Source organism: Rhizobium binxianense, from assembly GCF_028994275.1.
In the GTDB taxonomy this organism is placed as follows: domain Bacteria; phylum Pseudomonadota; class Alphaproteobacteria; order Rhizobiales; family Rhizobiaceae; genus Rhizobium; species Rhizobium binxianense.
The window spans coordinates 4175853-4201827 of the sequence record NZ_CP118713.1 but is presented as its reverse complement, the minus strand read 5'-3'; the positions used below and the strand labels follow the sequence as shown (position 1 = coordinate 4201827).

At 62.6% G+C, this 25975-nt stretch carries 22 protein-coding genes; 18 read left to right on the top strand and 4 right to left on the bottom strand.

The annotated features are described in order from the left end of the window. Positions 1 to 44: 44 nt before the first annotated feature. Genes PO860_RS20495 through coaA form a run of 6 tightly spaced genes read left to right on the top strand, consistent with a single transcriptional unit; the run spans position 45 to position 3655 of the window. Positions 45 to 227 carry a hypothetical protein gene (locus PO860_RS20495; RefSeq protein ID WP_272783465.1) on the top strand — a complete coding sequence of 61 codons (183 nt, stop codon included), beginning with the start codon at positions 45 to 47 and terminating at the stop codon, positions 225 to 227. After that, positions 224 to 781 carry a hypothetical protein gene (locus PO860_RS20490; RefSeq protein WP_273884371.1) on the top strand — a complete coding sequence of 186 codons (558 nt, stop codon included), beginning with the start codon at positions 224 to 226 and terminating at the stop codon, positions 779 to 781. Before PO860_RS20495 ends, PO860_RS20490 begins: the two co-directional genes overlap by 4 nt. A gap of 6 nt (positions 782 to 787) precedes the next feature. After that, the gene (gene hisA, locus PO860_RS20485; protein ID WP_097617738.1) at positions 788 to 1534 is read left to right on the top strand and encodes a 1-(5-phosphoribosyl)-5-[(5-phosphoribosylamino)methylideneamino]imidazole-4-carboxamide isomerase; all 747 of its coding nucleotides are present in this window, start codon (positions 788 to 790) and stop codon (positions 1532 to 1534) included. Continuing rightward, the gene (gene hisF, locus PO860_RS20480; RefSeq protein ID WP_003583297.1) at positions 1535 to 2323 is read left to right on the top strand and encodes an imidazole glycerol phosphate synthase subunit HisF; all 789 of its coding nucleotides are present in this window, start codon (positions 1535 to 1537) and stop codon (positions 2321 to 2323) included. A 16-nt stretch (positions 2324 to 2339) separates the two neighbouring features. Continuing rightward, complete coding sequence (locus tag PO860_RS20475) at positions 2340 to 2663, top strand: phosphoribosyl-ATP diphosphatase (RefSeq protein ID WP_183608390.1); 324 nt, start codon at positions 2340 to 2342, stop codon at positions 2661 to 2663. Then, entirely contained in the window at positions 2660 to 3655 is a 996-nt protein-coding gene (gene coaA / locus PO860_RS20470) for a type I pantothenate kinase (protein ID WP_272783467.1), read from the top strand. Before PO860_RS20475 ends, coaA begins: the two co-directional genes overlap by 4 nt. A gap of 21 nt (positions 3656 to 3676) precedes the next feature. Here coaA and PO860_RS20465 read toward each other — a convergent pair whose 3' ends face one another. The 3 genes from PO860_RS20465 to PO860_RS20455 all read right to left on the bottom strand — a co-directional run bounded on the left by PO860_RS20465 (position 3677) and on the right by PO860_RS20455 (position 6456). Continuing rightward, a complete protein-coding gene (locus PO860_RS20465; RefSeq protein WP_183608392.1) occupies positions 3677 to 4294 on the bottom strand; it encodes an alpha-ketoglutarate-dependent dioxygenase AlkB in 618 nt (205 codons plus the stop codon). Between the two features lies 1 nt (position 4295). Then, positions 4296 to 4739, bottom strand: coding sequence for an alternative ribosome rescue aminoacyl-tRNA hydrolase ArfB (gene arfB / locus PO860_RS20460; RefSeq protein WP_183608393.1), 444 nt, complete (start codon positions 4737 to 4739; stop codon positions 4296 to 4298). A 106-nt stretch (positions 4740 to 4845) separates the two neighbouring features. Beyond that, entirely contained in the window at positions 4846 to 6456 is a 1611-nt protein-coding gene (locus tag PO860_RS20455; RefSeq protein WP_183608394.1) for a phosphoenolpyruvate carboxykinase, read from the bottom strand. 338 nt (positions 6457 to 6794) lie between these two features. On the opposite strand from PO860_RS20455, the gene PO860_RS20450 reads away from it, so the two are divergent. The 12 genes from PO860_RS20450 to trxA all read left to right on the top strand — a co-directional run bounded on the left by PO860_RS20450 (position 6795) and on the right by trxA (position 24530). Then, entirely contained in the window at positions 6795 to 7529 is a 735-nt protein-coding gene (locus PO860_RS20450; protein ID WP_188947094.1) for a response regulator transcription factor, read from the top strand. A 76-nt stretch (positions 7530 to 7605) separates the two neighbouring features. After that, a complete protein-coding gene (locus tag PO860_RS20445; RefSeq protein WP_183608395.1) occupies positions 7606 to 9396 on the top strand; it encodes a sensor histidine kinase in 1791 nt (596 codons plus the stop codon). After that, positions 9393 to 9842 carry an HPr kinase/phosphorylase gene (locus tag PO860_RS20440; protein WP_273884372.1) on the top strand — a complete coding sequence of 150 codons (450 nt, stop codon included), beginning with the start codon at positions 9393 to 9395 and terminating at the stop codon, positions 9840 to 9842. Before PO860_RS20445 ends, PO860_RS20440 begins: the two co-directional genes overlap by 4 nt. 150 nt (positions 9843 to 9992) lie before the next feature. After that, positions 9993 to 10394 carry a PTS sugar transporter subunit IIA gene (locus PO860_RS20435; protein WP_004672623.1) on the top strand — a complete coding sequence of 134 codons (402 nt, stop codon included), beginning with the start codon at positions 9993 to 9995 and terminating at the stop codon, positions 10392 to 10394. 9 nt (positions 10395 to 10403) lie between these two features. Further along, positions 10404 to 10679: an HPr family phosphocarrier protein gene (locus PO860_RS20430; protein ID WP_183608397.1), complete on the top strand. Its 276-nt coding sequence runs from the start codon at positions 10404 to 10406 to the stop codon at positions 10677 to 10679. A gap of 274 nt (positions 10680 to 10953) precedes the next feature. Continuing rightward, the gene (gene ahcY / locus PO860_RS20425) at positions 10954 to 12354 is read left to right on the top strand and encodes an adenosylhomocysteinase (protein WP_273884373.1); all 1401 of its coding nucleotides are present in this window, start codon (positions 10954 to 10956) and stop codon (positions 12352 to 12354) included. A gap of 203 nt (positions 12355 to 12557) precedes the next feature. After that, the gene (locus tag PO860_RS20420) at positions 12558 to 15143 is read left to right on the top strand and encodes a sensor histidine kinase (RefSeq protein ID WP_273884374.1); all 2586 of its coding nucleotides are present in this window, start codon (positions 12558 to 12560) and stop codon (positions 15141 to 15143) included. Beyond that, positions 15140 to 16651, top strand: a complete 1512-nt coding sequence (tsaE, locus tag PO860_RS20415; protein WP_273884375.1) for a tRNA (adenosine(37)-N6)-threonylcarbamoyltransferase complex ATPase subunit type 1 TsaE — start codon at positions 15140 to 15142, stop codon at positions 16649 to 16651. The genes PO860_RS20420 and tsaE overlap by 4 nt, the downstream gene beginning before the upstream one ends. A 13-nt stretch (positions 16652 to 16664) precedes the next feature. Next, complete coding sequence (locus tag PO860_RS20410) at positions 16665 to 17396, top strand: nucleotidyltransferase family protein (RefSeq protein ID WP_273884376.1); 732 nt, start codon at positions 16665 to 16667, stop codon at positions 17394 to 17396. A gap of 3 nt (positions 17397 to 17399) precedes the next feature. Next, on the top strand, positions 17400 to 20594 hold the full coding sequence (gene addB / locus PO860_RS20405; RefSeq protein WP_183608402.1) for a double-strand break repair protein AddB: 3195 nt from the start codon (positions 17400 to 17402) through the stop codon (positions 20592 to 20594). Beyond that, positions 20587 to 24138, top strand: a complete 3552-nt coding sequence (gene addA / locus PO860_RS20400) for a double-strand break repair helicase AddA (RefSeq protein ID WP_273884377.1) — start codon at positions 20587 to 20589, stop codon at positions 24136 to 24138. The genes addB and addA overlap by 8 nt, the downstream gene beginning before the upstream one ends. Before the next feature lie 71 nt (positions 24139 to 24209). Continuing rightward, on the top strand, positions 24210 to 24530 hold the full coding sequence (gene trxA, locus PO860_RS20395; protein ID WP_063473894.1) for a thioredoxin: 321 nt from the start codon (positions 24210 to 24212) through the stop codon (positions 24528 to 24530). 74 nt (positions 24531 to 24604) lie between these two features. Here the strand turns inward: trxA and PO860_RS20390 are convergent, their stop codons facing one another. Next, positions 24605 to 25957 carry a bifunctional folylpolyglutamate synthase/dihydrofolate synthase gene (locus tag PO860_RS20390; RefSeq protein WP_183608404.1) on the bottom strand — a complete coding sequence of 451 codons (1353 nt, stop codon included), beginning with the start codon at positions 25955 to 25957 and terminating at the stop codon, positions 24605 to 24607. Positions 25958 to 25975 lie beyond the last annotated feature (18 nt).

Sequence of the window (25975 nt, the reverse complement as noted above, 5' to 3'; positions counted from 1 at the left end):
CCTTATTTCTCCTTTATGGAAACGGCGGAACAGGAGTGCGCTCGATGCCGGAGTCGCGGAAATCAGGCAAGGTGTTCTATACGCTGAGACCCTCCAGAGAAGGCCTGCCTCCCTTCTCCGACATCCGGCTTCCCGACGGAACGATCGTCCGCCGTGTCGATGAGACTGTTCACAAAAGAGCGCTTTCCAATGCAGCCAGGGCATTGAAAGAAAGGCTGGACCGATGATCCATGACTTCCTTGCCGGCAACGAGAATTCCCAGCTGCGCGCCAACGGCATCAGCGCCGGCGACATCACTGAAGCCGTGCTGGAATTCTATATCGAGGGCGAGGACGATCTGATCGGCCTGCTTGCCTACGCACTCTACGAACGGCAAAAGCGCGATTTCGTCCTCAGCTACCGCAAACGCAATGCCGGCCGTTCACCCAACGAGGCCGAGCTGGCCGCCGTCAGCAGCAATTATCTCTCAACCGACCTGCGCAATACGCTGCGCGACCGCGCTTCGCAGATTCTTTCGAGTTATGCTGAAACCTATGTGGAGGCGATGGAGCCGGAAATTCGTCTTGCCGCCGTCAACAGCGAGGCGCTGCGAAAGGTGCGCGACGTCGAGAAATCGGTGAGGAAGCGCCTCGGTTTCTGGCGCCAGGTGCGCGCCGGTTTTACCGTCACCCTGCTCCTTCTTCTGCTTTTTGGCGCGGCCACCATTGCCGCTGTCTTTTTTCGCTCGGATATCGTAGATGCGTGGAATGCGCTGATGGTACCGACCATTTTACGGACGTAAGACGACATGATCCTTTTTCCCGCGATCGACCTGAAGGGCGGCCAATGCGTCCGCCTGAAGCTCGGCGACATGCAGCAGGCGACGGTCTACAACACCGATCCGGCCGCCCAGGCGAAATCCTTCGAAGACCAGGGTTTCGAATGGCTGCATGTGGTCGATCTCGACGGCGCCTTTGCGGGACATTCGGCCAATGGCGACGCCGTCGAGGCGATCCTCAAGGCAACTGACAATCCTGTGCAGCTCGGCGGCGGCATCCGCACGCTCGATCATATCGAAGCCTGGCTGTCGCGTGGGCTGCGGCGCGTCATTCTCGGCACCGTCGCGGTCCGGAATCCTGATCTGGTCATCGAGGCCTGCCGGAAATTTCCGGGCCACGTCGCCGTCGGCATCGACGCCAAGGGCGGCAAGGTGGCGGTCGAAGGCTGGGCGGAGGCTTCCGAGCTCGGGATCATCGAGCTTGCCAAAAAATTCGAGGGGGCCGGCGTTAGTGCGATCATCTATACCGATATCGACCGGGACGGCATCCTGACCGGCATCAACTGGAGTTCGACGCTGGCGCTTGCCGACGCCGTCTCCATCCCCGTCATCGCCTCCGGCGGCCTTGCCTCGATAGAAGACATCAAGCGCATGCTGCAGCCTGACGCGCAGAAGCTGGAAGGGGCGATTTCGGGTCGCGCGCTTTATGACGGCCGGATCGATCCGGCGGAAGCGCTGGCGCTGATCAAGGCCAGTAAGGCAAGGGAGACCGCGTAAATGACCCTCAAAGCCCGTGTCATCCCCTGCCTCGACGTCAAGGACGGCCGTGTCGTCAAGGGCGTCAACTTTCTCAATCTCGTCGATGCCGGCGATCCCGTCGAAGCCGCGAAGGCCTATGATGCGGCCGGCGCCGACGAGCTCTGCTTCCTCGACATCACTGCTTCCTCGGACAATCGCGAGACGATCTTCGATGTCGTGTCGCGCACGGCCGACCAATGCTTCATGCCGCTGACGGTCGGCGGCGGGGTGAGAACCATCGCCGATATCCGCAAGCTGCTGCTGTGCGGCGCCGACAAGGTCTCGATCAATTCGGCAGCGGTCAGCAATCCCGATTTCGTCGCCGAAGCGGCCGACAAGTTCGGTGACCAGTGCATCGTCGTCTCGATCGACGCCAAGCGCCGGCGCACGCAGGCGGTCGGCGGCGACAATCTCAGCGCCTGGGAAATCTACACGCATGGCGGCCGCAACGCGACCGGCATCGATGCCGTCGAATTCGCCCAGAAGATGGTGGCACGCGGCGCCGGCGAACTGCTGGTGACGTCGATGGACCGCGACGGCACCAAGGTCGGCTACGATCTGGAATTGACACGGGCGATTGCCGATGCGGTGCGCGTGCCGGTCATCGCCTCGGGCGGCGTCGGCGACCTCGACGATCTCGTCGCCGGGGTGAAGGAGGGCCATGCCAATGCCGTTCTCGCCGCATCGATCTTCCACTTTGGCACCTATTCCGTCGGCGAGGCGAAGCACTATATGTCGAAGTGCGGCATCGACATGCGTCTCGACTGAAGTTGAAAGCGGACCTATGAGCGGATTTTCCCTTGCCGATCTCGAAAGCATCGTCGCGGAGCGGTCGAAAGCCTCACCGGAGCAATCCTGGACGGCGAAGCTCGTGGCCGCCGGCCAGTCGAAGGCGGCGAAGAAGCTCGGCGAAGAGGCGATCGAAGCCGTGATGGCGGCGGTAACCGGCGACCGCGACAATCTGACCTATGAAGCCGCCGATCTGCTCTATCACCTATTGGTCGTATTGAAGATTGCTGAAATACCGTTAGAGAATGTCATGGCCGAACTCGAGCGCAGAACCGCGCAGTCCGGCCTCAAGGAAAAGGCCAACCGGCAGAGTTCATGAGTATCGCGACTGAGATTATCGGGGTGCCGGAAACGTTGGATCACTTCCAGTCGGAATCCTATTCGCCCTATCACTTCTTCTCTTCCGAACAATGGGCGAAATTCCGCGCCGACACGCCGTTGACGCTGACCAGCGACGAGGTCAAACGGCTGCGTTCGATGGGCGACCCGATCGATCTCGACGAGGTCCGGCGCATCTATCTGTCGCTGTCGCGGCTGCTGTCGGCACATGTCGAATCCTCGCAGATGCTGTTCGAACAGCGCAACCGCTTCCTCAGCCTGTCCGATGTGACGAAGACGCCCTTCGTCATCGGCATCGCCGGCTCGGTCGCCGTGGGTAAATCGACCACCGCCCGTATCCTCAAGGAGCTTCTGCAGCGCTGGCCTTCCAGCCCGAAGGTCGATCTCGTCACCACCGACGGCTTCCTCCATCCGAACGCCGTGCTGCAGCGGCAAAAGCTGATGCAGCGCAAGGGTTTTCCGGAAAGCTACGACACCGCTGCGATCCTGCGTTTTCTCTCGGCGATCAAGGCCGGGCAGCCGGATGTCAGAGCGCCCAGCTATTCGCACCTCGTCTACGACGTGCTGCCGGACGAATACAAGATCGTCGACCGGCCCGACATCCTGATCTTCGAGGGCATCAACGTCCTGCAATCGCGCGACCTGCCGGCCGGCGGCAAGATTGTGCCGATGGTCTCCGACTTCTTCGACTTCTCGATCTATATCGACGCCGCGGAAGACCAGATCCACAATTGGTACGTCACGCGCTTCATGCGGCTGCGCGAGACGGCCTTCCGCGATCCGAATTCCTATTTCCATCGCTACGCCTCGATCAGCGACGCGGAAGCGCTTGATATCGCCGAGGATCTCTGGGGGAATATCAACCTGAAGAACCTGCGGCAGAACATCCTGCCGACGCGGCCGCGCGCAGACCTCATCCTGAAAAAAGGCAAGGATCACCTGATCGAACAGGTCGCGTTGCGGAAACTGTAGCAGGCGATCCTGCGCTGACGATCAGCTCGGCGGATTGACGCGGCGCAGCGTCAGATTGATGCGGCCGCCATTCTTCAGCAGCGTCGACGTCGCCGGATGAATACGGTCAACGCCGTGGAAACAAAGCCTTCCCTCGCCGCCCAGAACGACCAGATCGCCGCTCGAAAGCTTGAAGGATAGCGTGCGATCATTGCGTTTGAGGCCGCCGACGCGGAAGAGGCAGCTGTTGCCGAGCGAGATCGAGACAACCGGGGCCTTCAGGTCCTGTTCATCCTTGTCTTGGTGCAGGCCCATGCGCGCGTCGTCGGAGTAGAAATTGACGAGGCAGGCTTCCGGCGGCTTGTCGTAACCGGCAACGTCATTCCAGATATCGAGCAATTGCTGCGGCATGTCAGGCCAGGGCTTGCCGGTTGCCGGATGCGTCGACTGGTAGCGATAGCCGCGCTGCTTGTCCGTCACCCAGCCGAGCGGCCCGCAATTGGTCATGCGCACCGACATCGGCTTGCCGGTCCCGGGCATGGCGGGCACATAGAGCGGCGCCTCAGTGACGACCGTGCGGATCACCTCGACCAGCGCCTCTTGGCGCGGCCGGTCAAGATAGCCGGGGAGATGGCGGATGCCGCTCAAAAGCTCCGGCATATCACTCGCCGCCGCTGCCGCCAGGACGGCCGCGCATCTTCTTGACTTCCGAGCGGCCGGATTTTTCCTTCAGACGGCGTTCGACCGAACCCTTGGTCGGCTTGGTCTTCTTGCGCGGCGGCGGCGGCGGCTTGGCGGCCTCCAGAATCAGTTCTTTCAGCCGGTCGCGCGCATCCTCGCGGTTGCGGTCCTGGCTGCGAAAGCGGCTCGCCTCAATCATCAGCACGCCGTCCTTCGACAGGCGCCGGCCGGCGAGCTTGACCGCGTTGGCCTTGACGCGATCGTTGAGGGAGGGTGAATTCGGGATGTTGAAGAACAGCTGGACCGCGGTCGAAACCTTGTTGACGTTCTGCCCGCCGGGACCGCCCGCCAGAACGAACTGTTCCGTCAACTCCCATCCGGCGATGGTGATCCTGTCGTCGATATAGAGTGCGTCGCTGGCCATGCGGCGATCTATCTCACATCGGCGGCGAATTGGAAATATCGTCCAACGGCAGCAAAAACCCGGCATTCTGCGATGCCGGGTTTCACGTGAGTCAGAGATCTCGCTTTTATTCTGCGGCTACCTTCACGCCGGGGGCCGCGTCGCGGACGCCGCCGTCGACGTGGTTTTCGAACTTGGCGAAGTTGGCGATGAACATCGAGACCAGCTTTTCGGCCTGCGCGTCATAGGCTGCCTTGTCGGCCCAGGTCGAGCGCGGGTCGAGAATGCTGCCGTCGACACCGTTGACCGAGACCGGCACGGCAAAGCCGAAATTCGGATCGGCGCGGAATTCGACATTGCCGAGTTCGCCGGCCAGGGCGGCAGCGAGAAGCGCGCGCGTTGCCTTGATGGGCATGCGCTTGCCGGTGCCATAGGCGCCGCCGGTCCAGCCGGTATTCACCAACCAGCATTGGACGCCGTGGCGGCTGATCAGTTCCTTGAGCAGATTGCCGTATTCAGCCGGATGCCGCGGCATGAAGGGCGCGCCGAAGCAGGTCGAGAAGGTCGCTTCCGGCTCGACGACACCCTTTTCGGTGCCGGCCACCTTGGCGGTGTAGCCGGAGAGGAAGTGGTACATTGCCTGATCGGGCGTCAGACGGGCGATCGGCGGCATGACGCCGAAGGCATCGGCGGTCAGCATAATGATCGTCTTTGGATGCCCGGCGCGGCCGGTTTCCGAGGCGTTCGGGATGAAATCCATCGGATAGGCGCAGCGGGTGTTTTCGGTCAGCGATCCATCATCGAAATTCGGCTCGCGGCGGTCGTTGAGCACGACGTTTTCGAGCACGGTGCCGAAGCGCTGCGTCGTCGCATAGATTTCCGGCTCGGCCTCGGCCGAGAGGCGGATGGTCTTGGCGTAGCAGCCGCCTTCGAAGTTGAAGATGCCGTTTTCGCTCCAGCCATGTTCGTCATCGCCGATCAGCGTCCGGGCCGGATCGGCCGAAAGCGTCGTCTTGCCCGTGCCGGAAAGGCCGAAGAAGACGGCCGCGTCACCATCCGGGCCGACATTGGCCGAGCAGTGCATCGGCATCACGCCCTTGGCCGGCAGCAGGTAGTTGAGCACGGTGAAGACCGATTTCTTCATTTCGCCGGCATAGGAGGTGCCGCCGATGAGGACGAGGCCGTTGGTAAGGTCGCAGGCGATCACCGTTTCCGTACGGCAGCCGTGGCGGGCCGGATCGGCCTTGAAGCTCGGCAGATCGATGATCGTCAGCTTCGGCACGAAAGTCGGCAGCGCTGCCGCCTCGGGGCGGATCAGCAGATTGCGGATGAACAGCGAATGCCAGGCGAATTCGGTGACGACGCGGGTCGGCAGGGCGTGGCCTTCCTCAGCACCGCCGACGAGGTCCTGGACGAACAGCTCCTTGCCCGCGGCATGCGCCAGCATATCCTCGCGCAGCAGGGCGAAATGTTCCGGCGAGATCGGCTTGTTGTTGTCCCACCAGATTTCGCCGTCGGTATTGGCGTCGCGAACGACGAACTTATCGCGCGGCGAACGGCCCGTGTGCTGGCCGGTGAGAGCCCGAAGCGCGCCCTGAGCGGTCAGTTCGGCTTCACCCCGGCGGATCGCTTCCTCATAGAGCGCTGCGGCGGAAAAGTTGTAGCGGACGCTGACTGCGCCGCCCAATCCGACCGTTGCCAGCTCTGTTGCCGGGTTATGAACTCCGAACTTTTCCATGGCTAGTTCCTTTTGCTCAGGCTCGTTGCCGTTAAAACTAAGCGCGAAAATACGGGGAGAAATTTTAAAACACAAGACGCAAAACTTGAGAAAATGCAGTAATATCAAATATTTAATCGATTTAAATTTATTGCCTCAATTTTAAATCGTTTTAGGTGGGCGCGTTGAAACATTTTACCGCACCACTTATGATTGCCGGAAAATTTTACGACAATCTTTCCCTTTATCTTTGCCACAATTTGTTCCACCTTTATCCTCCATAAGCGCATCCGGTCACTGAGACCGCCTGGGGAGAGCAAAATCCGGGAGATTGCGCACTGATGACGGAGACCAACACCATGCCGACAATCGCGCTCGTTGATGACGACCGCAACATCCTCACCTCGGTGTCGATCGCACTGGAGGCAGAAGGATATAAGGTCGAGACCTATACGGACGGTGCTTCGGCGCTCGACGGCCTGCTGGCGCGACCGCCGCAGCTGGCGATCTTCGACATCAAGATGCCGCGCATGGACGGCATGGAACTGCTGCGCCGCCTGCGGCAGAAGTCGGATATTCCCGTCATCTTCCTCACCTCCAAGGACGAGGAGATCGATGAGCTGTTCGGCCTGAAGATGGGCGCCGACGATTTCATCACCAAGCCTTTTTCGCAGCGCCTGCTGGTCGAGCGCGTCCGCGCTGTCCTGCGCCGCGCATCCAGCCGTGAAGCCGCCGCCGCCGGCACCAGCCCCGCCGGTGCGCCGAAGGCCGGCGCCGTGCAGCAGGCCCGCTCGCTGGAACGCGGCCAGCTGGTCATGGACCAGGAACGCCATACCTGCACCTGGAAGGGTGAGGCCGTGACCCTGACGGTGACCGAGTTCCTGATCCTGCATTCGCTGGCGCAGCGCCCCGGCGTCGTCAAAAGCCGCGACGCGCTGATGGACGCAGCCTATGACGAACAGGTCTATGTCGACGACCGGACCATCGACAGCCACATCAAGCGGCTGCGCAAGAAATTCAAGATGGTCGACACCGACTTTGATATGATTGAAACGCTCTACGGAGTGGGATACCGCTTCCGCGAAGCGGCCTGAGCCAAACGGCTCAGCCTTGGGAAATTAGGGGTTGCGGGCCGGTCCATCCGGCCCCACCCTTCGAAAGGGCCTGTCATTGGCACAGTTGGTGCAGGAAAGGGATCTGGACGACGCGGAGGGCGTGAGCACCCGTCGCGTCCGAGGCCGCCGTTGGTCGCATCCCTTCACCCTGATCCGCCGGATCTTCGGCAATGCCGTGTTTTCGAGCCTGACGCGGCGGATCCTGTTCTTCAATCTGGTCGCGCTGGTGGTGCTCGTCGGCGGCATCCTCTACCTCAACCAGTTTCGCGAGGGGCTGATCGACGCCCGCGCCGAAAGCCTGTTGACGCAGGGCGAGATTATCGCCGGCGCCGTTTCGGCCTCCGCCTCGGTCGATACCAACTCGATCACCATCGATCCGCAAAAACTGCTCGAGCTTCAGGCCGGCCAGAGCATCACCCCAGTGCCGAACGACGAAGACCTCGAATTCCCGATCGATCCCGAGAAGGTGGCCCCGGTGCTGCGCCGGCTGATCTCGCCGACGCGCACACGCGCCCGCATCTTCGATGCCGACGCCAATCTGCTGCTCGATTCGCGCCATCTCTATTCGCGCGGCCAGGTGCTGCGCTTCGATCTGCCGCCGGTCGAGGAGGAGAAACAGACCTGGAGCGAATGGTTCGCCACCCTGTTCAACAAGGCGCTGCAGCCCGGCAATCTGCCGCTTTACAAGGAAGCGCCGGGTGGTGACGGCTCGATCTATCCCGAAGTGATGAACGCCCTCACCGGCGTGCGCGGCGCGGTGGTGCGCACCACCGAAAAGGGCGAACTCATCGTTTCCGTCGCCGTGCCGATCCAGCGCTTCCGCGCCGTGCTCGGTGTGCTGCTGCTGTCGACCCAGGCGGGCGACATCGACAATATCGTTCATGCCGAGCGGCTTGCCATCATGCGTGTCTTCGGCGTCGCGACGCTCGTCAACGTGCTGCTTTCCCTGGTGCTGTCGTCGACGATCGCCAATCCGCTGCGCCGCCTCTCGGCCGCCGCCATCCGGGTGCGGCGCGGGGCCAAGGCGCGTGAGGAGATTCCCGACTTTTCCGCCCGCCAGGATGAAATCGGCAATCTTTCCATCGCGTTGCGCGAGATGACGACGGCCCTCTACGACCGCATCGACGCAATCGAAAGTTTCGCGGCCGATGTCAGCCACGAGCTCAAGAACCCGCTGACGTCGCTGCGCAGCGCCGTCGAAACGCTGCCGCTTGCCCGATCAGACGATTCCAAGAAGCGGTTGATGGACGTCATCCAGCATGATGTCCGCCGCCTCGATCGGCTGATCAGCGATATCTCCGACGCCTCGCGCCTCGATGCCGAACTCGCTCGTGTCGATGCCGGTTCCGTCGACATGGAGGTGCTGTTGCGCGACCTTATCGAGGTTTCACGACAGGTCAGGAGCAGCAAGAAGCAGGTGGAGATCGAATACGCGATCGAACGCAAGCCGAACGTCAAGACGCGTTTCGTCGTCAACGGCCACGATCTGCGCATCGGCCAGATCATCGCCAACCTGATCGAGAACGCCCGCTCCTTCGTGCCTGAGAAGGGTGGCAAGATCACCGTGCGGCTGGTGCGGACACGTTCGCGCTGCGTCACCACGATCGAAGACAACGGCCCCGGCATCCAGGCGGAAAATATCGATCGCATCTTCGAGCGTTTCTATACGGACCGGCCGGAATCGGAGGGATTCGGACAGAATTCGGGGCTCGGCCTGTCGATCAGCCGGCAGATCGCCGAAGCCCATGGCGGTTCGCTGCGCGCAGAGAACATCACCGATGCCGAAGGCGGACAGGTGCTCGGCGCCCGCTTCATCCTCGCTTTGCCCGTCGATGCCGCGGCATGACGGCGGCTCTGAACATTCATGCGACGGCGATCGTGGTCGGCAGGACGGGGCTGTTGTTCAGCGGCCCCTCCGGCTGGGGAAAATCGATGCTGGCCTTTACCTGCATGACCGAGGCACGCCGGCTCGGGCTGTTCACGGCGCTGGTCGCCGACGACCAGGTGCTGTTGTCGGGAGAGGCCGGCACGGTAATCGCCGCATGCCCGCCGCCGATCGCCGGGCTGATCGAACTTCGCGGCACCGGCATCGTCCGGCTGGATCATATTGCCCGGGCGCCCATGCATTATGCCGTGCTTCCGGGCAGCGCCAGCGGTGAAAACCGCCTCCCCCCTGAAGGCGAAATCGTCAGCCTTGCCGCCGGTTTTTCGCTTCCCGCATTGCGGTTGCTCACAGGCGTGCCTTCACCCCTTGCAATCCTGATGGCAAAAGCACCTGATATCGGGCATTGACGCCTTCCGGATTGATCAATCTGCCTTATATAGTCGCATTTTTATCTTGCACTTCGGCTTTTCATAGCCAAGATGTGCCGCCACCGGTGGACGTAATTGCTGCATTGCGATATTGGGGCCACCGTTCGCGTATATGGGAGCAGTAATATCATGATCGGACTTGTGCTTGTCACTCATGGCAAGCTGGCTGAAGAGTTTCGTCATGCTGTCGAGCACGTCGTCGGTCCTCAGAAATTCATCGAGACGGTCTGTATTGGCCCCGAAGACGACATGGATCAAAGACGGCAGGACATTCTGCAAGCTGTTTCCGGTGCCGACGACGGCCATGGCGTCGTCATTCTGACCGACATGTTCGGCGGCACGCCGTCCAATCTCGCCATTTCAGTCATGAGCAGCGGCCATACCGAAGTCATTGCCGGCGTCAACCTGCCGATGCTGATCAAGCTCGCCGGCGTGCGCGGCGAGAACAACATGGAGAAGGCGCTGGTGGAGGCTTCCGAAGCCGGGCGGAAATATATCAATGTCGCGAGCCGAGTGCTCAGCGGAAAATAACGGCCCTTCATGACATCGCTCTCCCGGGAACTCCTCATCATCAACAAGCGCGGTCTTCACGCGCGCGCCTCCGCCAAATTCGTGCAGATGGTCGAGACCTTCGACGCCGCCATCACCGTTTCCAAGGACGGAATGACGGTCGGCGGCACCTCGATCATGGGCCTGATGATGCTTGCGGCAAGCCCCGGCTCGAGCGTCGTCGTCTCGGCGAGCGGCAGCCAGGCGCACGAAGCGCTGGAAGCTTTGGATCAGCTGATCCAGAACAAGTTCGGCGAAGAGATGTGAGCTCGGCCGAGCTCATATAAACATATAAAGACTTCTTTATATCCTTATTGCCTTCGCATGCGAAGCCTGCTAAACGGCGGGCATGCCGTGCGCTACTGCGCGTTCGCAGCGAACTTGCTTCATGTGACGCGTCTTAGCTCTCTGTTTTTGTGCATGTCGTCATTCCGGAACCGCTGCACACCTCCGGGCGACACGCATCAGCACGCGGCCCATCCATCGCGCGGCATCTCGCGCCTGCGCCAATTTTGAGACGTTTTTCAGCCTGGAGACCTCTATGAGCACTGAAAAAGATTATGTCGTCGCCGATATCGGGCTTGCGGATTTCGGCCGCAAGGAAATTACGATCGCCGAAACCGAAATGCCGGGGCTGATGTCCTGCCGCGCCGAATTCGGCGACACAAAGCCGCTCAAGGGCGCGCGCATCACCGGCTCGCTGCATATGACCATCCAGACGGCCGTGCTCATCGAGACGCTGGTGGCGCTCGGCGCCGAAGTTCGCTGGGCTTCGTGCAACATCTTCTCGACGCAGGATCATGCCGCTGCCGCGATCGCCGCCGCCGGCGTGCCGGTCTTCGCCATCAAGGGCGAGTCGCTCGAAGATTATTGGGTCTACACCGACAAGATCTTCCAGTGGGCCGATGGCGGTCTTTCCAACATGATCCTCGATGACGGCGGCGACGCCACCATGTACATCCTGCTCGGCGCCCGCGCCGAAGCCGGCGAGGACGTGCTGTCCCATCCGCATTCCGAGGAAGAGGAAATCCTCTTCGCACAGATCAAGAAGCGCCTTGCCGCATCTCCGGGCTGGTTCACCAAGCAGCGCGACGCGATCAAGGGCGTCACCGAGGAAACGACGACCGGCGTCAACCGCCTCTATCAGCTCAGCCAGAAGGGCCTGCTGCCCTTCCCGGCGATCAACGTCAACGACTCCGTTACCAAGTCGAAGTTCGACAACAAGTACGGCTGCAAGGAATCGCTGGTCGACGGCATCCGCCGCGGCACGGACGTGATGATGGCCGGCAAGGTTGCCGTGGTCTGCGGCTACGGCGACGTCGGCAAGGGTTCTGCCGCTTCGCTGTCGGGCGCCGGCGCCCGCGTCAAGGTCACCGAAGCCGATCCGATCTGCGCCCTGCAGGCTGCCATGGACGGTTATGAAGTGGTGCTGCTCGAGGACGTCGTTTCCTCGGCCGATATCTTCATCACCACGACCGGCAATAAGGACGTCATCCGCATCGACCATATGCGGGAGATGAAGGACATGGCGATCGTCGGCAATATCGGCCACTTCGACAACGAAATCGAAGTCGCGGCACTGCGCAATCTCAAGTGGACCAACGTCAAGCCGCAGGTCGACCTGATCGAATTCCCCAAGGGCAACCGCATCATCCTTCTCTCCGAAGGCCGCCTGCTCAACCTCGGCAATGCGACGGGCCATCCGTCCTTCGTGATGTCGGCCTCCTTCACCAACCAGACGCTGGCGCAGATCGAGCTCTTCACCAAGCCCGGCCAGTATTCCAACCAGGTCTATATCCTGCCGAAGCATCTCGACGAAAAGGTCGCACGCCTGCATCTCGACAAGCTCGGCGTGAAGCTCACTCAGCTTTCTGAGGAACAGGCTGCCTATATCGGCGTCTCGCCGAAGGGCCCGTTCAAGTCCGACCACTACAGATATTGATCTGATCATCAATATCCACAAGATGTAGAAGCCGCGGCATTGACAAATGTCGCGGCTTATTTTTTGGGCGCTCCCTTCCCGCCGATTCCCTTCCGAAGTATTGTTTTAAGACTTGATTCGTGGCGCCGGACCCCGTCCGACCGCTGCGAAAATGGGATGTCTTGTCGTAATGCGGCACATTGAAGGACGGAGACATACCGCGGATGTCGGAAATGAAACACAGCCTGCCCGGTCAGGCGGATGATGGCGCTCGCGCCGGTCGCCGCCTGATCATGGCGGGTCAAGAACATCAATCTGCAACGGCACACGAGGCCGCAAAGCAAGAGCATGGATCATTGGCGCGCTTTCTGAAAGCCTGCGCGGCCGGGACGGCGCTTGCCGCGCTGGCGCGGCCGGTTCTGGCACAGGGCGAGCAGCAGGCGGCGGCCTCGGCTCACCTCTTCACATCCTCGCAGGTCGTCGGCGTTTCCGTCGTCATCGGCGTCATATCGGCAGCACTGCTTTCGACCTTGTGGCTGGTGCGCCAGCGCGGCAATCTGGAAAACGAGAGCCGGGAAATCCGCTCGGCACTCTCCGATGCCCAGCAGCGCATTTCGCAATACCAGGCGCTGATCGCCGACAAGAACCGGCGGATCGTCATTTGGGACGGCAATGCGCGCCCCGAGCTGCTCGGCCAGCTTCCGCCGGAAACCGGCGCGCCGCAGGACGGCGAATTCCTGGCCTTCGGCCTCTGGCTGAAGTCACGCTCGGCTGCCGATCTGGAAAAAGCGATCGACCGGTTGCGCGACGACGCGCAGAGCTTCGACATGGTGGTCGAAACCATCCGTGACGAAATCCTCGAGGCGCAGGGCCGGGTTTCCGGCGGACGCGCCTTCGTCCGCTTCGTGGCGCTCAATAATCTGCGCGCCGAACTCGCAGAGCTCAGGATCGAACGCGACCGGCTGATGACCTCGATCTCGGCCTTCCAGACCATGCTCGACGCGATCGACATGCCGGCCTGGCAGCGCGACCCGGCGGGTCGCCTCACCTGGGTCAACCAGGCTTACGGCGAGGCGGTCGAAGCGCGATCGCCGCAGCAGGCGATTAATGAAGGCCGCGAGATGCTGACGACCGTGGCGCGCGAACGCATTCGCGCGACGACGACGCCAGAATCACCCTTCCATGACACGATCTCGACGGTCGTACACGGCAACCGCACGTTCTTCGATGTCGTCGACGTCAGGCTTCCCGGCGGCTCGGCCGGCATCGCCATCGATGTATCCGACACAGAGGCTGTGCGCGCCGAGCTGGAACGGACGCTGAAGAGCCATGCCGAAACGCTCGACCATCTCGCCACACCTGTTGCTATCTTCGACGGCGACCGCCGGCTGCAATTCTACAACCAGGCCTTCGTCGCGCTCTGGGAGCTGGATATCGCCTTCCTTGAAGGCCGGCCCGATAATAGCGAGTTGCTCGAGCGGCTGCGGGCAGCCAAGAAGCTGCCGGACCAGCTCAACTGGAAAAGCTGGAAGGAAGCCGCCCTCTCCGTCTATCGGGCGCTCGACACGCAATCCGATCTCTGGCACTTGCCGAACGGCCAGACGCTGCGGGTCTTTGCGACCGCGCATCCGCAGGGCGGCGCCACCTGGGTGTTCGAAAACCTGACCGAGCAGGTCGATCTCGAAACGCGCTACAACACGCTGGTCAAGGTGCAGGGCGAAACGATTGACCATCTGTCCGAAGGTGTGGCGGTGTTCGGCCCTGACGGACGCATCCGCCTGTCGAACCCGGCCTTCCGCGCGCTCTGGGGGATCACTGAAACCGAAGCCAAGCCCGGCACCCATATCCGTGCGCTGGGCGAAGCCTGCGCGCCGTCCTATGACCGGCCGGACGGCTGGAAAGCTTTCGCCGAACTGATCACCAGTTTCGACGACGAACGCCGCTCGGGCCAGGGGACGCTGGAACTCTTCTCCGGCCTGGTGCTCGACTACGCCGTCATCCCGCTGCCGAACGCCCAGACCATGCTGACCTTCGTCAACATGACGGACAGCGTGCGGGCCGAGCGGGCGCTGACCGAGAAGAACGAAGCGCTGCGCAAGGCCGACGAGCTGAAGAACGATTTCGTCCAGCACGTTTCTTATGAATTGCGCTCGCCGCTGACCAATATCATCGGCTTTACCGATCTGCTGCGCACGCAGGGCGTCGGGCCGCTGAACGAGCGGCAGGCCGAATATATCGACCACATCTCGACCTCATCCTCGGTTCTGCTGACGCTCGTCAACGATATTCTCGACCTTGCGACCGTCGATGCCGGCATCATGCGCTTGAATTACGCGGATATCGATCTCAACGACCTGCTCGACGACGTCTCGATGCAGATCGCCGATCGCCTGCACGAGAGCGGCGTAGCGCTTGAAATCACCGCCCCGGCCTATCTCGGCTCGATCGTCGCCGATCCGCAGCGGCTGAAACAGATCCTGCTGAAGCTGCTTTCCAACGCGGCGAACTTCTCGCCCGAGGGCAGCTCGATCTCGCTCGAATGCCGCCGCGAAGGCACGGATTTCGTCTTCGCCGTCAGCGACCGTGGCCCTGGCATCTCGCCTGACATGGTCGCCACCGTCTTCGACCGTTTTGCGACAGGGGCGAAAAGCGGCAAGCGCGGCGGCGCCGGCCTCGGCCTGTCGATCGTCGACAGCTTCGTCAGCCTGCACCATGGTGACGTGACGATCGACAGCGAGCCAGGCAAGGGAACCACCGTCGTCTGCCGTATCCCCTCGGTCAACGTCCCGCATACCGCGGCCGCCGAATGACGACCAGCGATGCAATCTCGCTTTTCCTGAAAGACGAGGCGGCCACCATTCGACTCGGCGAAGACCTGGCGCTGGCCTTGAAGGCCGGTGACTGTCTCGCCCTTTCCGGTGACCTCGGCGCGGGCAAATCCTCGCTCGCCCGGGCGATCCTGCGTGCCATCGCCGATGACGAGGGGCTCGACGTCCCGAGCCCGACCTTCACGCTGGTGCAATCCTACGATCTGCGCTTGCCCGTTTCGCATTTCGATCTCTACCGACTGGGCAATCCCGCCGAACTGACGGAACTCGGCTTCGACGAAGCTCTGGAGAACGGCATCTGTCTCGTCGAATGGCCAGAGATGGCTGAGGGCGAACTGCCGGCCGAGCGCATTGCACTGACGCTGCAACACGAAGGCAGCGGCCGGCGGGCAACGATCAGGGCCTCGGGCCCGCAGGCATCGCGTATCCGCAGGGTCCTGGCCATCCGCGCTTTCCTCGACGCCGCCGGCTATCCCGGTGTCAAACGCCGGTTCCTGACCGGCGATGCGTCGCTGCGCGCCTATGAAGCAATCTATCCGGACGCTGCTCCACGAAAAATACTGATGGATTGGCGCCCGCATCCCGAGGGACCGCCGGTCTATGACGGCAAGCCCTATCCCAAGGTCGCGCATCTGGCACAGGACGCCTATCCTTTCGTCGCGATCGCCGATGCATTGCGCGAACGGGGGTTTGCGACGCCGGAGATCTATAAGGTCGATTATAACAACGGCATTCTGCTGATCGAAGATCTCGGTACCGAAGGCGTGCTCGATGACGACGGGCAACCAATTGCCGAACGCTACCGGCAAAGCGTCGCCTGCCTTGCGCATCTTCATTCGATGCAGATTCCGCAGGATATCCCGGTTTCTCCAACGCATACGCATCACATTCCGGACTTCGATCGCACGGCGATGAAGATGGAAGTGCAGCTTGTGCTCGACTGGCATATTGCCTGGAAGCGCGGCACGGCCCCCACGGATGCCGAGCGCAAGGAGTATCTGTCGATCTGGGACCACTTGATCGACGAGCTGCAATCGGCTGAAACGAACCTCCTGCTGCGCGACTTCCATTCGCCGAATATCATCTGGCGCGAACATGAAAGCGGTATTGGCAAGATCGGCATCATCGACTTCCAGGACGCCATGATCGGCCCGACCGCCTATGACCTTGCTTCCATCGTGCAAGATGCGCGCGCGACAATCGAACCGAACCTCTTCCGGCAACTGATGGATGATTATCTCGGCCTTCGCCGCGCGCAAGGCGGCTTCGACGAAGCCGGATTCATGAAGGCCTGGGCGATCATGTCGGCGCAGCGCAACTGTAAGCTCGCCGGCCTCTGGGTGCGGTTGTTGCAGCGCGACGGCAAGCCCGGCTATCTCAAACACATGCCGCGCACACTCACCTATCTCAGGGTCGCGCTCGAGCACGAAGCGCTTGCCCCCTTGCGCGATTGGTGCGCAAGGGCTGGAATAGGCCAAAGCGAATCATAAGTTCCGGATCAGAATGACGATCAGACAAGCCATGGTACTGGCCGCGGGTCTCGGAACCCGCATGCGCCCGATCACCGACACGATCCCGAAGCCGCTGGTGAAAATCGACGGCAAGCCGATGATCGACTACGCGCTGGATTCGCTGGTGGCGGCCGGCGTCGAACGCGCCGTTGTCAATGTTCACCACCATGCCGGCCAGATGCTCGATCATCTCAGGAATTATCAAGGCCTCGACATCGCCATTTCCGATGAGCGGGAGGCGCTGATGAATTCCGGCGGCGGCCTGGCCAAGGGGCTGACGCTGCTGACCCGCGACAACATCTTCGTCATGAATGCCGATCTCTTCTGGATCGGCGAACAACCGGGACGGCCGACGAACCTGCAGCGTTTAGCCGGATTCTTCGATGCCGAGCGCATGGATATGGCGCTGCTTTGTGTGAGGATTGAAGATACGACGGGTCATAACGGCCGCAATGATTTCGGCATGGCGGCCGATGGCCGGCTGACGCGGTATCGCGACGATCCCTCCAATCCCGTCGTCTACGCCGGAGCGATCGTCATGAAGCCGTCACTGCTCGACGATGCGCCAAAGGATGCCTTCAACCTCAATATCTATTTCGACAAGGCGATCGCGCGCGCGCGACTGTTCGGCATGGTGCTCGAAGGCCACTGGCTGACGGTGGGAACGCCGGAGGCGATCGGCGAGGCGGAGGAAACGATCCGACGGCTGCGGGCGTTCGCGTGAGCCATGGCGGAGCGGCACCAGCCACGCATCCTGACAATCCCGGCGGGCCTCTCCTTCCTGAAAACGCTGGCGACGACGCTTTGCGACGGCCGATTGACGCCGCTTTTCCGGCATGAGGCCGATGATCCGCTGTCGCTTGCCAGGGTGACGATCTATCTGCCGACCCGGCGCGCCGTACGCGTGCTGCGTTCGGAATTCGTCGACCTGCTCGGCGGCCGTTCGGCGATCCTCCCCGTCATCCGTCCGCTCGGAGAAACCGACGACGACAGCGGTTATTTCGACGAAGCGCTGCCGGCAACGATCGATCTCGCCCAGCCGCTGTCGAATACCGCCCGACTGCTGGAGCTGGCGCGCCTCATCCTCGCCTGGCGAAACAAGCTGCCGGAGATCGTCCGCCACATTCATTCGGACTCGCCGCTCGTCGCACCGGCAAGCCCCGCGGATGCGATCTGGCTCGCCCGCAACCTGGCGGAACTGATCGATTCGATCGAAACCGAGGATCTCGACTGGTCGGAGCTGTCGAAACTCGACACCGGTGACTATGCCGCCTGGTGGCAGCTGACGGCGGAGTTCCTGCAGATCGCCAGCGCCTTCTGGCCGGAGCGGCTTTCCGAACTCGGCAAATCCTCGCCGGCGCGGCACAGAAACGCCATTCTCCGGGCGGAAGCAGGCCGGCTTTCGGCGACGCAACCCGCAGGTCCGATCATCATCGCCGGCTCGACGGGTTCGGTTCCCGCCACCGCCGATCTCATCGCCGCCGTCGCCAATCTGCCCGAAGGGGTGATCGTGCTGCCGGGCCTCGATCTCTCCATGCCTGAGAAACACTGGCAGATGGTGGCGCCGGAACCGGCACCCGGCCAACATGCCAATCCCGCAAGCCGCAGCCATCCGCAATATGGCCTGTCGTCGCTGCTCAAGCGGCTGAAGCTGACGCGTGCCGACGTGACGCTCCTCGGCGGACCGGAGGCCGATCTTGACCGGCGGGCGGAGATCCTGTCTCGGGCCCTCACCCCATCGGAGGCGACCAGCGATTGGGGGGCATGGAAGGGCGATCTGCCCGAGGGCGCTCTGTCTTCAGCCTTCGCCGATGTGTCGCTGATCGAAGCCGCCAATGAGCGGGAGGAAGCAACGGCGATCGCCATCGCGCTCCGGCTTGCCTTGGAGAGGCCGGGGCAGGACGGCGACAGCCGGGCAGCCCTCATCACGCCGGACCGCAATCTCGCCCGGCGGGTGATGGCCGAGCTGTCCCGCTTCGGCATCCTCGCCGACGATTCGGCCGGCACACCGCTTGCGGCCACGCCGCAGGGCACGCTGATGCAATTGCTGCTGGAGGCAGCGTTGCGGCCCGGCGATCCGGTGGCGATCGTCTCGCTGCTCAAACATCCGCTCGCCCGCTTCGGCCTGGAACGCCACGCATTGATTTCGGCGACCGAGGCGCTCGAACTGCTGGCACTGCGCGGCGGCGTGGCCGAGGTGGATATCAGCATGCTCGAGCCGCTGCTCACCCACCAACTTGCCGAGCAGGCGCTGGACAGGTACCCGCCGCAATGGCGAAAAGCGCTTTCATCAGATGCAGCCGACGCCGCATACGACCTTGCCCGGCGGGTCACGCAGGCGACCGAGCCGCTGGCTTCGGCCCTGAAGCGGCACCGGCCGGAAGATCGCGGAAAGACGGCAAGCTTCACATTGTCCGAATGGGCGGAGCGCACCGGCCGTTCGCTGGAAGCCGTCGCGGCCGATCCGCGCGGCAATCTCGCCGATCTCTGGTCAGGCGAAGCGGGAGATGCACTCGCCGCCCTGCTCAGCGAAGTGATCGACACGGACGGCCAGATGGAGGCCGATGGGCCGCAATGGATCGATATCATGGCGGCCCTTGCCGCCGGTCATGCGGTAAAGCCACGGGCGCTCAGCCATCCCCGCCTCTTCATCTTCGGTACGCTGGAAGCCCGTCTGCAGAGCGTCGATACCCTGATCCTCGGCGGCCTCAACGAGGGCACCTGGCCAGGGCAGACCGCCAACAATCCCTTCATTCCGCGCATGATGAAGACGGAAATCGGCCTCGAACCGCCGGAACGGCGCATCGGCCAGCTGGCGCATGATTTCGAGATGGCAAACGGCACACGCCATCTGATCTATTCCCGCGCGCTGCGCCAGGGCTCGACGCCGACCGTCGCCTCGCGCTGGCTGCAACGGCTGCTGGCGCTCGGCGGCGAGGCGTTCGAAGCGGAATTGAAGGGCCGCGGCAACCGGTTCCTGCAGTGGGCCGGTCTCATCGATCGCGGAGAGGCCCAAGCGCCGGCGCAGCGACCCTCGCCGAAGCCGCCGCTGGCACTCCAGCCGAAATCCTATTCCTTCAGCGAAGTGGGCCGGTTGCGCCGCGACCCCTATGCCATCTATGCCCGTCGTGTCCTGCGACTCGATCCCGTCGACGCATTCAACCGCGATCCGGGTGCGGCCGAACGCGGAACGCTCTACCACAAGATCATCGACCGGTTCATCCGCGAGGCCCATATCATCGGCACGCCGGATGCTGCAGGGGCGATGGAGCGTATCCTTTGCGAACTTTTCGACATGGAGAAGCTGCCGCCGCATATCGATGCCGTGTGGCGGCCGCGCTTTCGCGCCGTGGCCCGCGCCTTCCTCGAATGGGAGGCCGGACGGCGGCCGGGCATCCGCAAAACGCTAACCGAAGTGCGGGGCGGCATGGAGCTGGAGCCGATCAATATCCGGCTCACGGGTGTCGCAGACCGGATCGATGTCACCGGACCGAACGCTGCGGATATCATCGATTACAAGACCGGCTACAACCCCTCGCCGGCGCAGGCGCGCGTGCTTCTAGATCCGCAGCTTGCGCTCGAAGCAGCGGCTCTGAGTGCCGGCGCCTTCCGTGATGCCGGCAGCCTCGTGCCGCAGGACCTGCTTTATGTGCGTCTGCGGCCGGGAAGCCGCTTCCAGGTCGATACCGTCAACAATGAGAGCTCGGCGCGCAGCGACAAGGCGAAATCGGCGATGGATCTCGCCGAGGAATCGATCGATCAGCTGGTCAAGTTCGTGAGGTTGTTGCAGTCCGGCGAGAAAGGCTTCACCTCGCGGCTGATCCCGGCGCAGCAATTCGATTTCGGCGGCGACTACGATCATCTCGCCCGCGTCTCCGAATGGTCGACGGCCGAAACCGAAGAGGGCGGCGGCGATGAGTGACGTGACCGCGCTACCCACCGACGAGGATCCGGGCGCCTGGATCGGCTGGACCACGATCCAGCAGGCAATTGCCTCCGATCCCGAGCGTTCGGCATGGGTCTCGGCCAATGCCGGTTCCGGCAAGACGCATGTTCTGACCCAGCGCGTCATCCGGTTGCTGCTGGCCGGGGCGCGGCCTTCCGCCATTCTATGTCTCACCTATACCAAGGCTGCGGCCTCCGAAATGTCGAACCGCGTCTTCGAGCGGCTGGCGGACTGGGTGGTGCTCGATGATGAAGACCTGAGCCGGCGGATCATGCAGATCGAGGGGACGGCACCCGACGGACTAAAGCTTGCCGAGGCCCGGCGGCTGTTTGCCAAGGCGCTGGAGACCCCCGGCGGGTTGAAGATCCAGACGATCCACGCCTTTTGCGAGGCATTGCTGCATCAGTTCCCGCTGGAGGCCAACGTCGCCGGCCATTTCTCGGTTCTCGACGACCGCGCGGCCGCAGCGCTGCTTTCCGATGCGCGCCGGGCGCTGCTGACGGCGACCGCGCCGGAGAAAGACAGCACCCTCGCCGAGGCATTCGCCTACGTGCTCAATCTCGGCGACGAGTCCGGACTGGAGAACCTGCTCGGCGATATCGTCGCCAACCGCAACGCCATCCGTCGTTTCACCGCAACGGCCGAACAGCAGGGCGGCGTGGAGAAGGTCCTGCGCCAAAAGCTCGGCCTTGCCGCCGGCGACACGGAAAGCCGGATCGCGGCGCAATATTGGCCTTTGCCGGAGCTTTCGGGCGGCATGCTGGAGCTCTATCTCTCGCTTGCCGACCAGAAGGGTGGCGCCAAGGCGCAGGAGGTTGCCTACGGCCTCAGGCTAGCCGGGCGGGAACGCGATGACGCAAGGCGCGCTCAGTTTCTCGAGAAAATCTTTCTGACAGCGAAAGGCGAGCCGAAGGCGGACTCGCAATTCTCAGTCAAGGCCATGCTTGCCGAGGCACCGCAGTTGGCGGCCGCTATTGCCACTGCCCGCACGCATGTCGCCGCCAGCCGTGACCGGCTGAAACTGATGCGGATGTATGGCGCGACACATGCGGCACTCGTGCTCGCCGACCGGCTGGACCGCGACTATGAGGAACTGAAGAAGCAGCGCAGCCAGCTCGATTTCGAGGATCTGATCACCCGTACCGCCGACCTTTTGACGAAAAGCGGCGTCGGCCCCTGGATCCACTACAAGCTCGATCGCGGCATCGACCATATCCTCGTCGACGAGGCGCAGGACACCAGCCCGATCCAGTGGAGCGTCATCCAGTCGCTCGCCGAGGATTTCTTCTCCGGCGAAAGCGCCCGGCCGATCGTGCGCACGCTGTTTGCCGTCGGCGACGAGAAACAGTCGATCTATTCCTTCCAGGGCGCCCGGCCCGAGCGTTTTTCCGAGGAGAGCGATCGGACGCGGCGGCGTGTCTCCGACAGCGGCCAGAGCTTTTCCTCGGTCCGGCTGCCGCTCTCCTTCCGCTCGACCGCCGACGTGCTCGAAGCCGTCGACGAGATCTTCAGGACATCGGACAATGCGCGCGGTCTCAGCGCTGTCGGCGAACCGGTCGTGCATCGTTCCAGCCGCATCGGACATCCCGGCGCCGTCGATCTCTGGGACATGGTCGCGCCGGAAGCGGTGGTGAAGGAGGAGGACTGGACGGCGCCCTTCGATGCGACGCCGGAAAGCGCGCCGGCGGCAATCCTGGCACGACGGATCGCCCATTCGATCGGTACCCTCGTCGGGCGTGAAACGATCGTCGACAAGGGCAAGGAGCGCCTGATCGAAGCCGGCGACATCCTGGTGCTGGTGCGCAAGCGCGACGCCTTCGTCAATGCTTTGACGCGCGCCTTGAAGCGCCGCGGCGACATTCCGGTCGCCGGCGCCGACAGGCTGTTGCTGACCAGCCATATCGCCGTGCAGGATCTGCTGGCGCTGGGCCGTTTCCTGCTGCTGCCGGAAGACGATCTTTCGCTCGCCGCCGTGCTGAAGAGCCCGCTTTTCGATCTCTCCGAGGACGACATCTTTGCGATTGCCGGCCTGCGCGGCGACAATGAGAGCGTCTGGAGCCACCTCAAAAGCTTCGCCGCCGACGGCACCGAACGCTTCCGCGCTGCTGTCGAGAAGCTAGAGCTGTTCCTTCGGCAATCCAGGAGCCTGTCGGTTCATGATTTCTTTGCGCGTGTTCTGGGCAGCCAGGGCGGGCGACGGCAATTCCTTGCCCGGCTCGGCACAGAGGTCAGCGATATCCTCGACGAATTCCTGACCTTCACGCTCGACCACGAGAGTTCCAGTCTTCCCGGGCTGCAATCCTTCATCTCGACGCTGGAGCTCGAAGCGCCCGTGGTGAAGCGCGAGCAGGACAAGGGACGCAACGAAGTGCGGATCATGACGGTGCATGCCTCCAAGGGCCTGGAAGCACCGATCGTTTTCCTGGTCGACGGCGGTTCGAAGGCCTTCACCCATACCCATCTGCCCAAGCTTCGCCTTATCGAGACCGATGCCGACGAGCCGCCGATGCCCGCCTGGGTTCCAGTCTCGGATCTTTCCAATTCGCTGACGCAGGACGATGCGGCGCGGATCCAGATCCTGGCGGAGGAAGAATACCGCCGATTGCTCTATGTCGCCATGACGCGTGCTGCCGACCGGCTAGTCGTCTGCGGCTATCGTGGCGTGCGGGTGAACAACGACACCTGGCATATGATGATTTCGGCGGCACTCAGCCACGACCATCCGCATGTGGAAGCGACTACATTCTCCGGTCCCGACGGCGAATGGCCAGGTATCAAATGGCGCGTGCCACGGGTGGAACGGAGTTTCGAGCGGACCGACCGCAGCGAGCAGCGTGACAGCGAGGAGACGCTGCCGGACGGCCTGCTGCGGCCGTTGCCGCCGCAGGCTGAGCTGCCCCGGCCGCTCAGCCCCTCCGGCGCCGGGACGATCATCGATGAAGACGAGGGCGGCCTGCTCGTCGTCTCACCGCTGTTTACCGAGAAGGAGCGCAGCGATCGTTCGCTGGAGAAGGGCAGGCTGATCCATCGCATGCTGCAGGCGCTTCCCGAAATTCCACCTGGCGAGCGGCCCTATGCGGCGAGCCGCTATGCCGAGCGGGCGGCTCGGTTCTGGCCGGAAGCCGAACGGCGCAAACTTGTCGATTCGGTTCTGAAACTATTGGACGAGGAGGGCCTGCAGGCCGTGCTCGGGGCGCAGGCCCAGCCCGAAGTCTCGATCATGGGAACCCTGACGCTCGAAGACCGGCGCTATGCCGTCTCCGGCCGCATCGACCGGCTTGCCGTTCTTGCCGATCGCGTCGTCATTCTCGACTACAAGACCAACCGGGTGCCGCCGGCAACGGAAGAGGCCATCCCTTTCGCGCACCGGGCGCAGCTGGCGATCTATCGCGAAATCCTGACGCCGCTCTATCCCGACAAGCGGATCGATTGCATGCTTGTCTATACGGAAAATGCCTCGCTCTACACGCTGAGCGAAGCAGCGCTCGGTTTGGCGCTTGCAGCAGTCAAGACAAAGTGAAATACCGGACATTGAAAATTCGGCACCGCACCATCACATGTGGTTCAACACCCGAGGTAAAGGAGCAGCCCATGGCTACCGTGAAAGTCGATATCAATAACTTCCAGTCGGAAGTTCTGGAATCCGCAGAACCCGTCGTCGTCGATTTCTGGGCTGAATGGTGCGGCCCGTGCAAGATGATTGCGCCGAGCCTGGAAGAAATCGCCGTCGAGCTGGAAGGCAAGGTCAAGGTTGCCAAGCTGAATATCGATGAGAACCCGGAACTCGCCGCCCAGTTCGGTGTCCGTTCCATCCCGACGCTTGCAATCTTCAAGGGCGGCGAAGTGGCCGATATTTCGGTCGGCGCCAAGCCGAAGACCGCTCTTTCGAACTGGATTTCGAACGCTGCCTGATTGATATCGCCCTTGCTGATATCCCATTGATGAAAAAGCCCGGCTTCGACCGGGCTTTTTTCATTTCGCAGCCTTCATTTCGGGGGCGTGCCGTTGTCGGACAGCACATCGCCGACGAGATAGAGCGAGCCGCCGACGAGGATGCGCGGCGGCAATGCCTCCGGATCGAGGACGGCTTTGATGGCTTCCAGCGCGTCGCCGACCGTCGACATCGGTTCGGCAACGAGGCCGGCATCATAGGCGGCATTCGACAATATCACCGGGTCGATCGTCGCTTCGCTGCCGCGGATCGGCACGCAGAAGACCTTCTCGACCAGACCGGCAAAGGCCTTGAAATAGCCGACCGGATCCTTGGTGTTGATCATACCGATGATCAGGAAAAGCGGCCGCGGCTGGCGTTCCTCGAAATTGGCCATGGCTTCGGCGATCACCTCGCCGGCGCCGGGATTATGCCCGCCATCGATCCAGATTTCAGCGCCGGCTGGCGCATGCGAGAGCAGCCGGCCTTCGCTCAGCCGCTGCAGCCGGCCCGGCCACTCCACAGAACTCATCGCCTTTTCCATCATCGTCTCGGTGACGGTGAAACCCGCCGCCTTGACGGCCCGAATGGCGGCGGCGGCATTGGCATATTGGTGGCGGCCGGGAAGGCGCGGCAGCGGCAGGTCGGCAAGGCCGAATTCGTCCTGATAGACGAGCCGGCCATATTCCTCATGCGCCATGAAATCCTGCCCGAAGACGGCGCTCGGGCAATGCAGCCGCTCGGCTGTCGACATCAGGACGTCGAGGGCTGCATCATATTCCTGGTGGCCGATGACGACGGGAAATCCCGGCTTCATGATGCCGGCCTTTTCGGCGGCGATCAGTTCGACCCTGTCGCCGAGATAGGGCTGGTGATCCAGCGAGATCGGCATGATCACCGAGACGGCCGGATCGGAAATGACGTTGGTGGCATCGAACCGGCCACCGAGACCGACTTCGATGATGGCGGCATCGGCCGGATGTTCGGAAAACAGGATGAAGGTGACCGCCGTCAGGATTTCGAAGACGGTGATATGCTGTCCGGCATTGGCATCGGCCACACGACGCAGGGCCTCGGCAAAGACGGCGTCATCGACAAGCTGCCCGCGCCCGCCCGCCACACCGATGCGATAACGCTCGTGCCAATTGACGAGATGCGGCGAGGTATGGACGTGAGCGCTGTAGCCGCCGGCTTCGAGCAGTGCGCGGCAGAAAGCGGTGACCGACCCCTTGCCGTTGGTGCCGGCGACATGGATCACCGGCGGCAATCTCCTGTGCGGATTGCCGAGTTGATCGAGAAGACGGGTGATGCGATCGAGAGACAGGTCGAAGCCCTTGGGATGCAATCCCATGAGCTTGTCGATCTCCTGTGCTGCCTCACTCACCGCGGTTTGGCCCCTGGGTATCAATTCGGCACCCCGCCTGCT

Excerpts from the sequence above, each read along its gene's own strand:
- PO860_RS20430 (WP_183608397.1), top strand. The coding sequence starts at position 10,404 with ATGACATCGCTCTCCCGGGAACTCCTCATCATCAACAAGCGCGGTCTT.
- PO860_RS20410 (WP_273884376.1), top strand. The coding sequence starts at position 16,665 with ATGACGATCAGACAAGCCATGGTACTGGCCGCGGGTCTCGGAACCCGC.
- PO860_RS20495 (WP_272783465.1), top strand. The coding sequence starts at position 45 with ATGCCGGAGTCGCGGAAATCAGGCAAGGTGTTCTATACGCTGAGACCC.
- PO860_RS20490 (WP_273884371.1), top strand. The coding sequence starts at position 224 with ATGATCCATGACTTCCTTGCCGGCAACGAGAATTCCCAGCTGCGCGCC.
- addB (WP_183608402.1), top strand. The coding sequence starts at position 17,400 with ATGGCGGAGCGGCACCAGCCACGCATCCTGACAATCCCGGCGGGCCTC.
- PO860_RS20440 (WP_273884372.1), top strand. The coding sequence starts at position 9,393 with ATGACGGCGGCTCTGAACATTCATGCGACGGCGATCGTGGTCGGCAGG.
- ahcY (WP_273884373.1), top strand. The coding sequence starts at position 10,954 with ATGAGCACTGAAAAAGATTATGTCGTCGCCGATATCGGGCTTGCGGAT.
- hisF (WP_003583297.1), top strand. The coding sequence starts at position 1,535 with ATGACCCTCAAAGCCCGTGTCATCCCCTGCCTCGACGTCAAGGACGGC.
- arfB (WP_183608393.1), bottom strand. The coding sequence starts at position 4,739 with ATGGCCAGCGACGCACTCTATATCGACGACAGGATCACCATCGCCGGA.
- PO860_RS20450 (WP_188947094.1), top strand. The coding sequence starts at position 6,795 with ATGCCGACAATCGCGCTCGTTGATGACGACCGCAACATCCTCACCTCG.
- tsaE (WP_273884375.1), top strand. The coding sequence starts at position 15,140 with ATGACGACCAGCGATGCAATCTCGCTTTTCCTGAAAGACGAGGCGGCC.
- PO860_RS20455 (WP_183608394.1), bottom strand. The coding sequence starts at position 6,456 with ATGGAAAAGTTCGGAGTTCATAACCCGGCAACAGAGCTGGCAACGGTC.
- PO860_RS20475 (WP_183608390.1), top strand. The coding sequence starts at position 2,340 with ATGAGCGGATTTTCCCTTGCCGATCTCGAAAGCATCGTCGCGGAGCGG.
- trxA (WP_063473894.1), top strand. The coding sequence starts at position 24,210 with ATGGCTACCGTGAAAGTCGATATCAATAACTTCCAGTCGGAAGTTCTG.
- addA (WP_273884377.1), top strand. The coding sequence starts at position 20,587 with ATGAGTGACGTGACCGCGCTACCCACCGACGAGGATCCGGGCGCCTGG.
- PO860_RS20435 (WP_004672623.1), top strand. The coding sequence starts at position 9,993 with ATGATCGGACTTGTGCTTGTCACTCATGGCAAGCTGGCTGAAGAGTTT.
- coaA (WP_272783467.1), top strand. The coding sequence starts at position 2,660 with ATGAGTATCGCGACTGAGATTATCGGGGTGCCGGAAACGTTGGATCAC.
- PO860_RS20465 (WP_183608392.1), bottom strand. The coding sequence starts at position 4,294 with ATGCCGGAGCTTTTGAGCGGCATCCGCCATCTCCCCGGCTATCTTGAC.
- PO860_RS20420 (WP_273884374.1), top strand. The coding sequence starts at position 12,558 with ATGTCGGAAATGAAACACAGCCTGCCCGGTCAGGCGGATGATGGCGCT.
- hisA (WP_097617738.1), top strand. The coding sequence starts at position 788 with ATGATCCTTTTTCCCGCGATCGACCTGAAGGGCGGCCAATGCGTCCGC.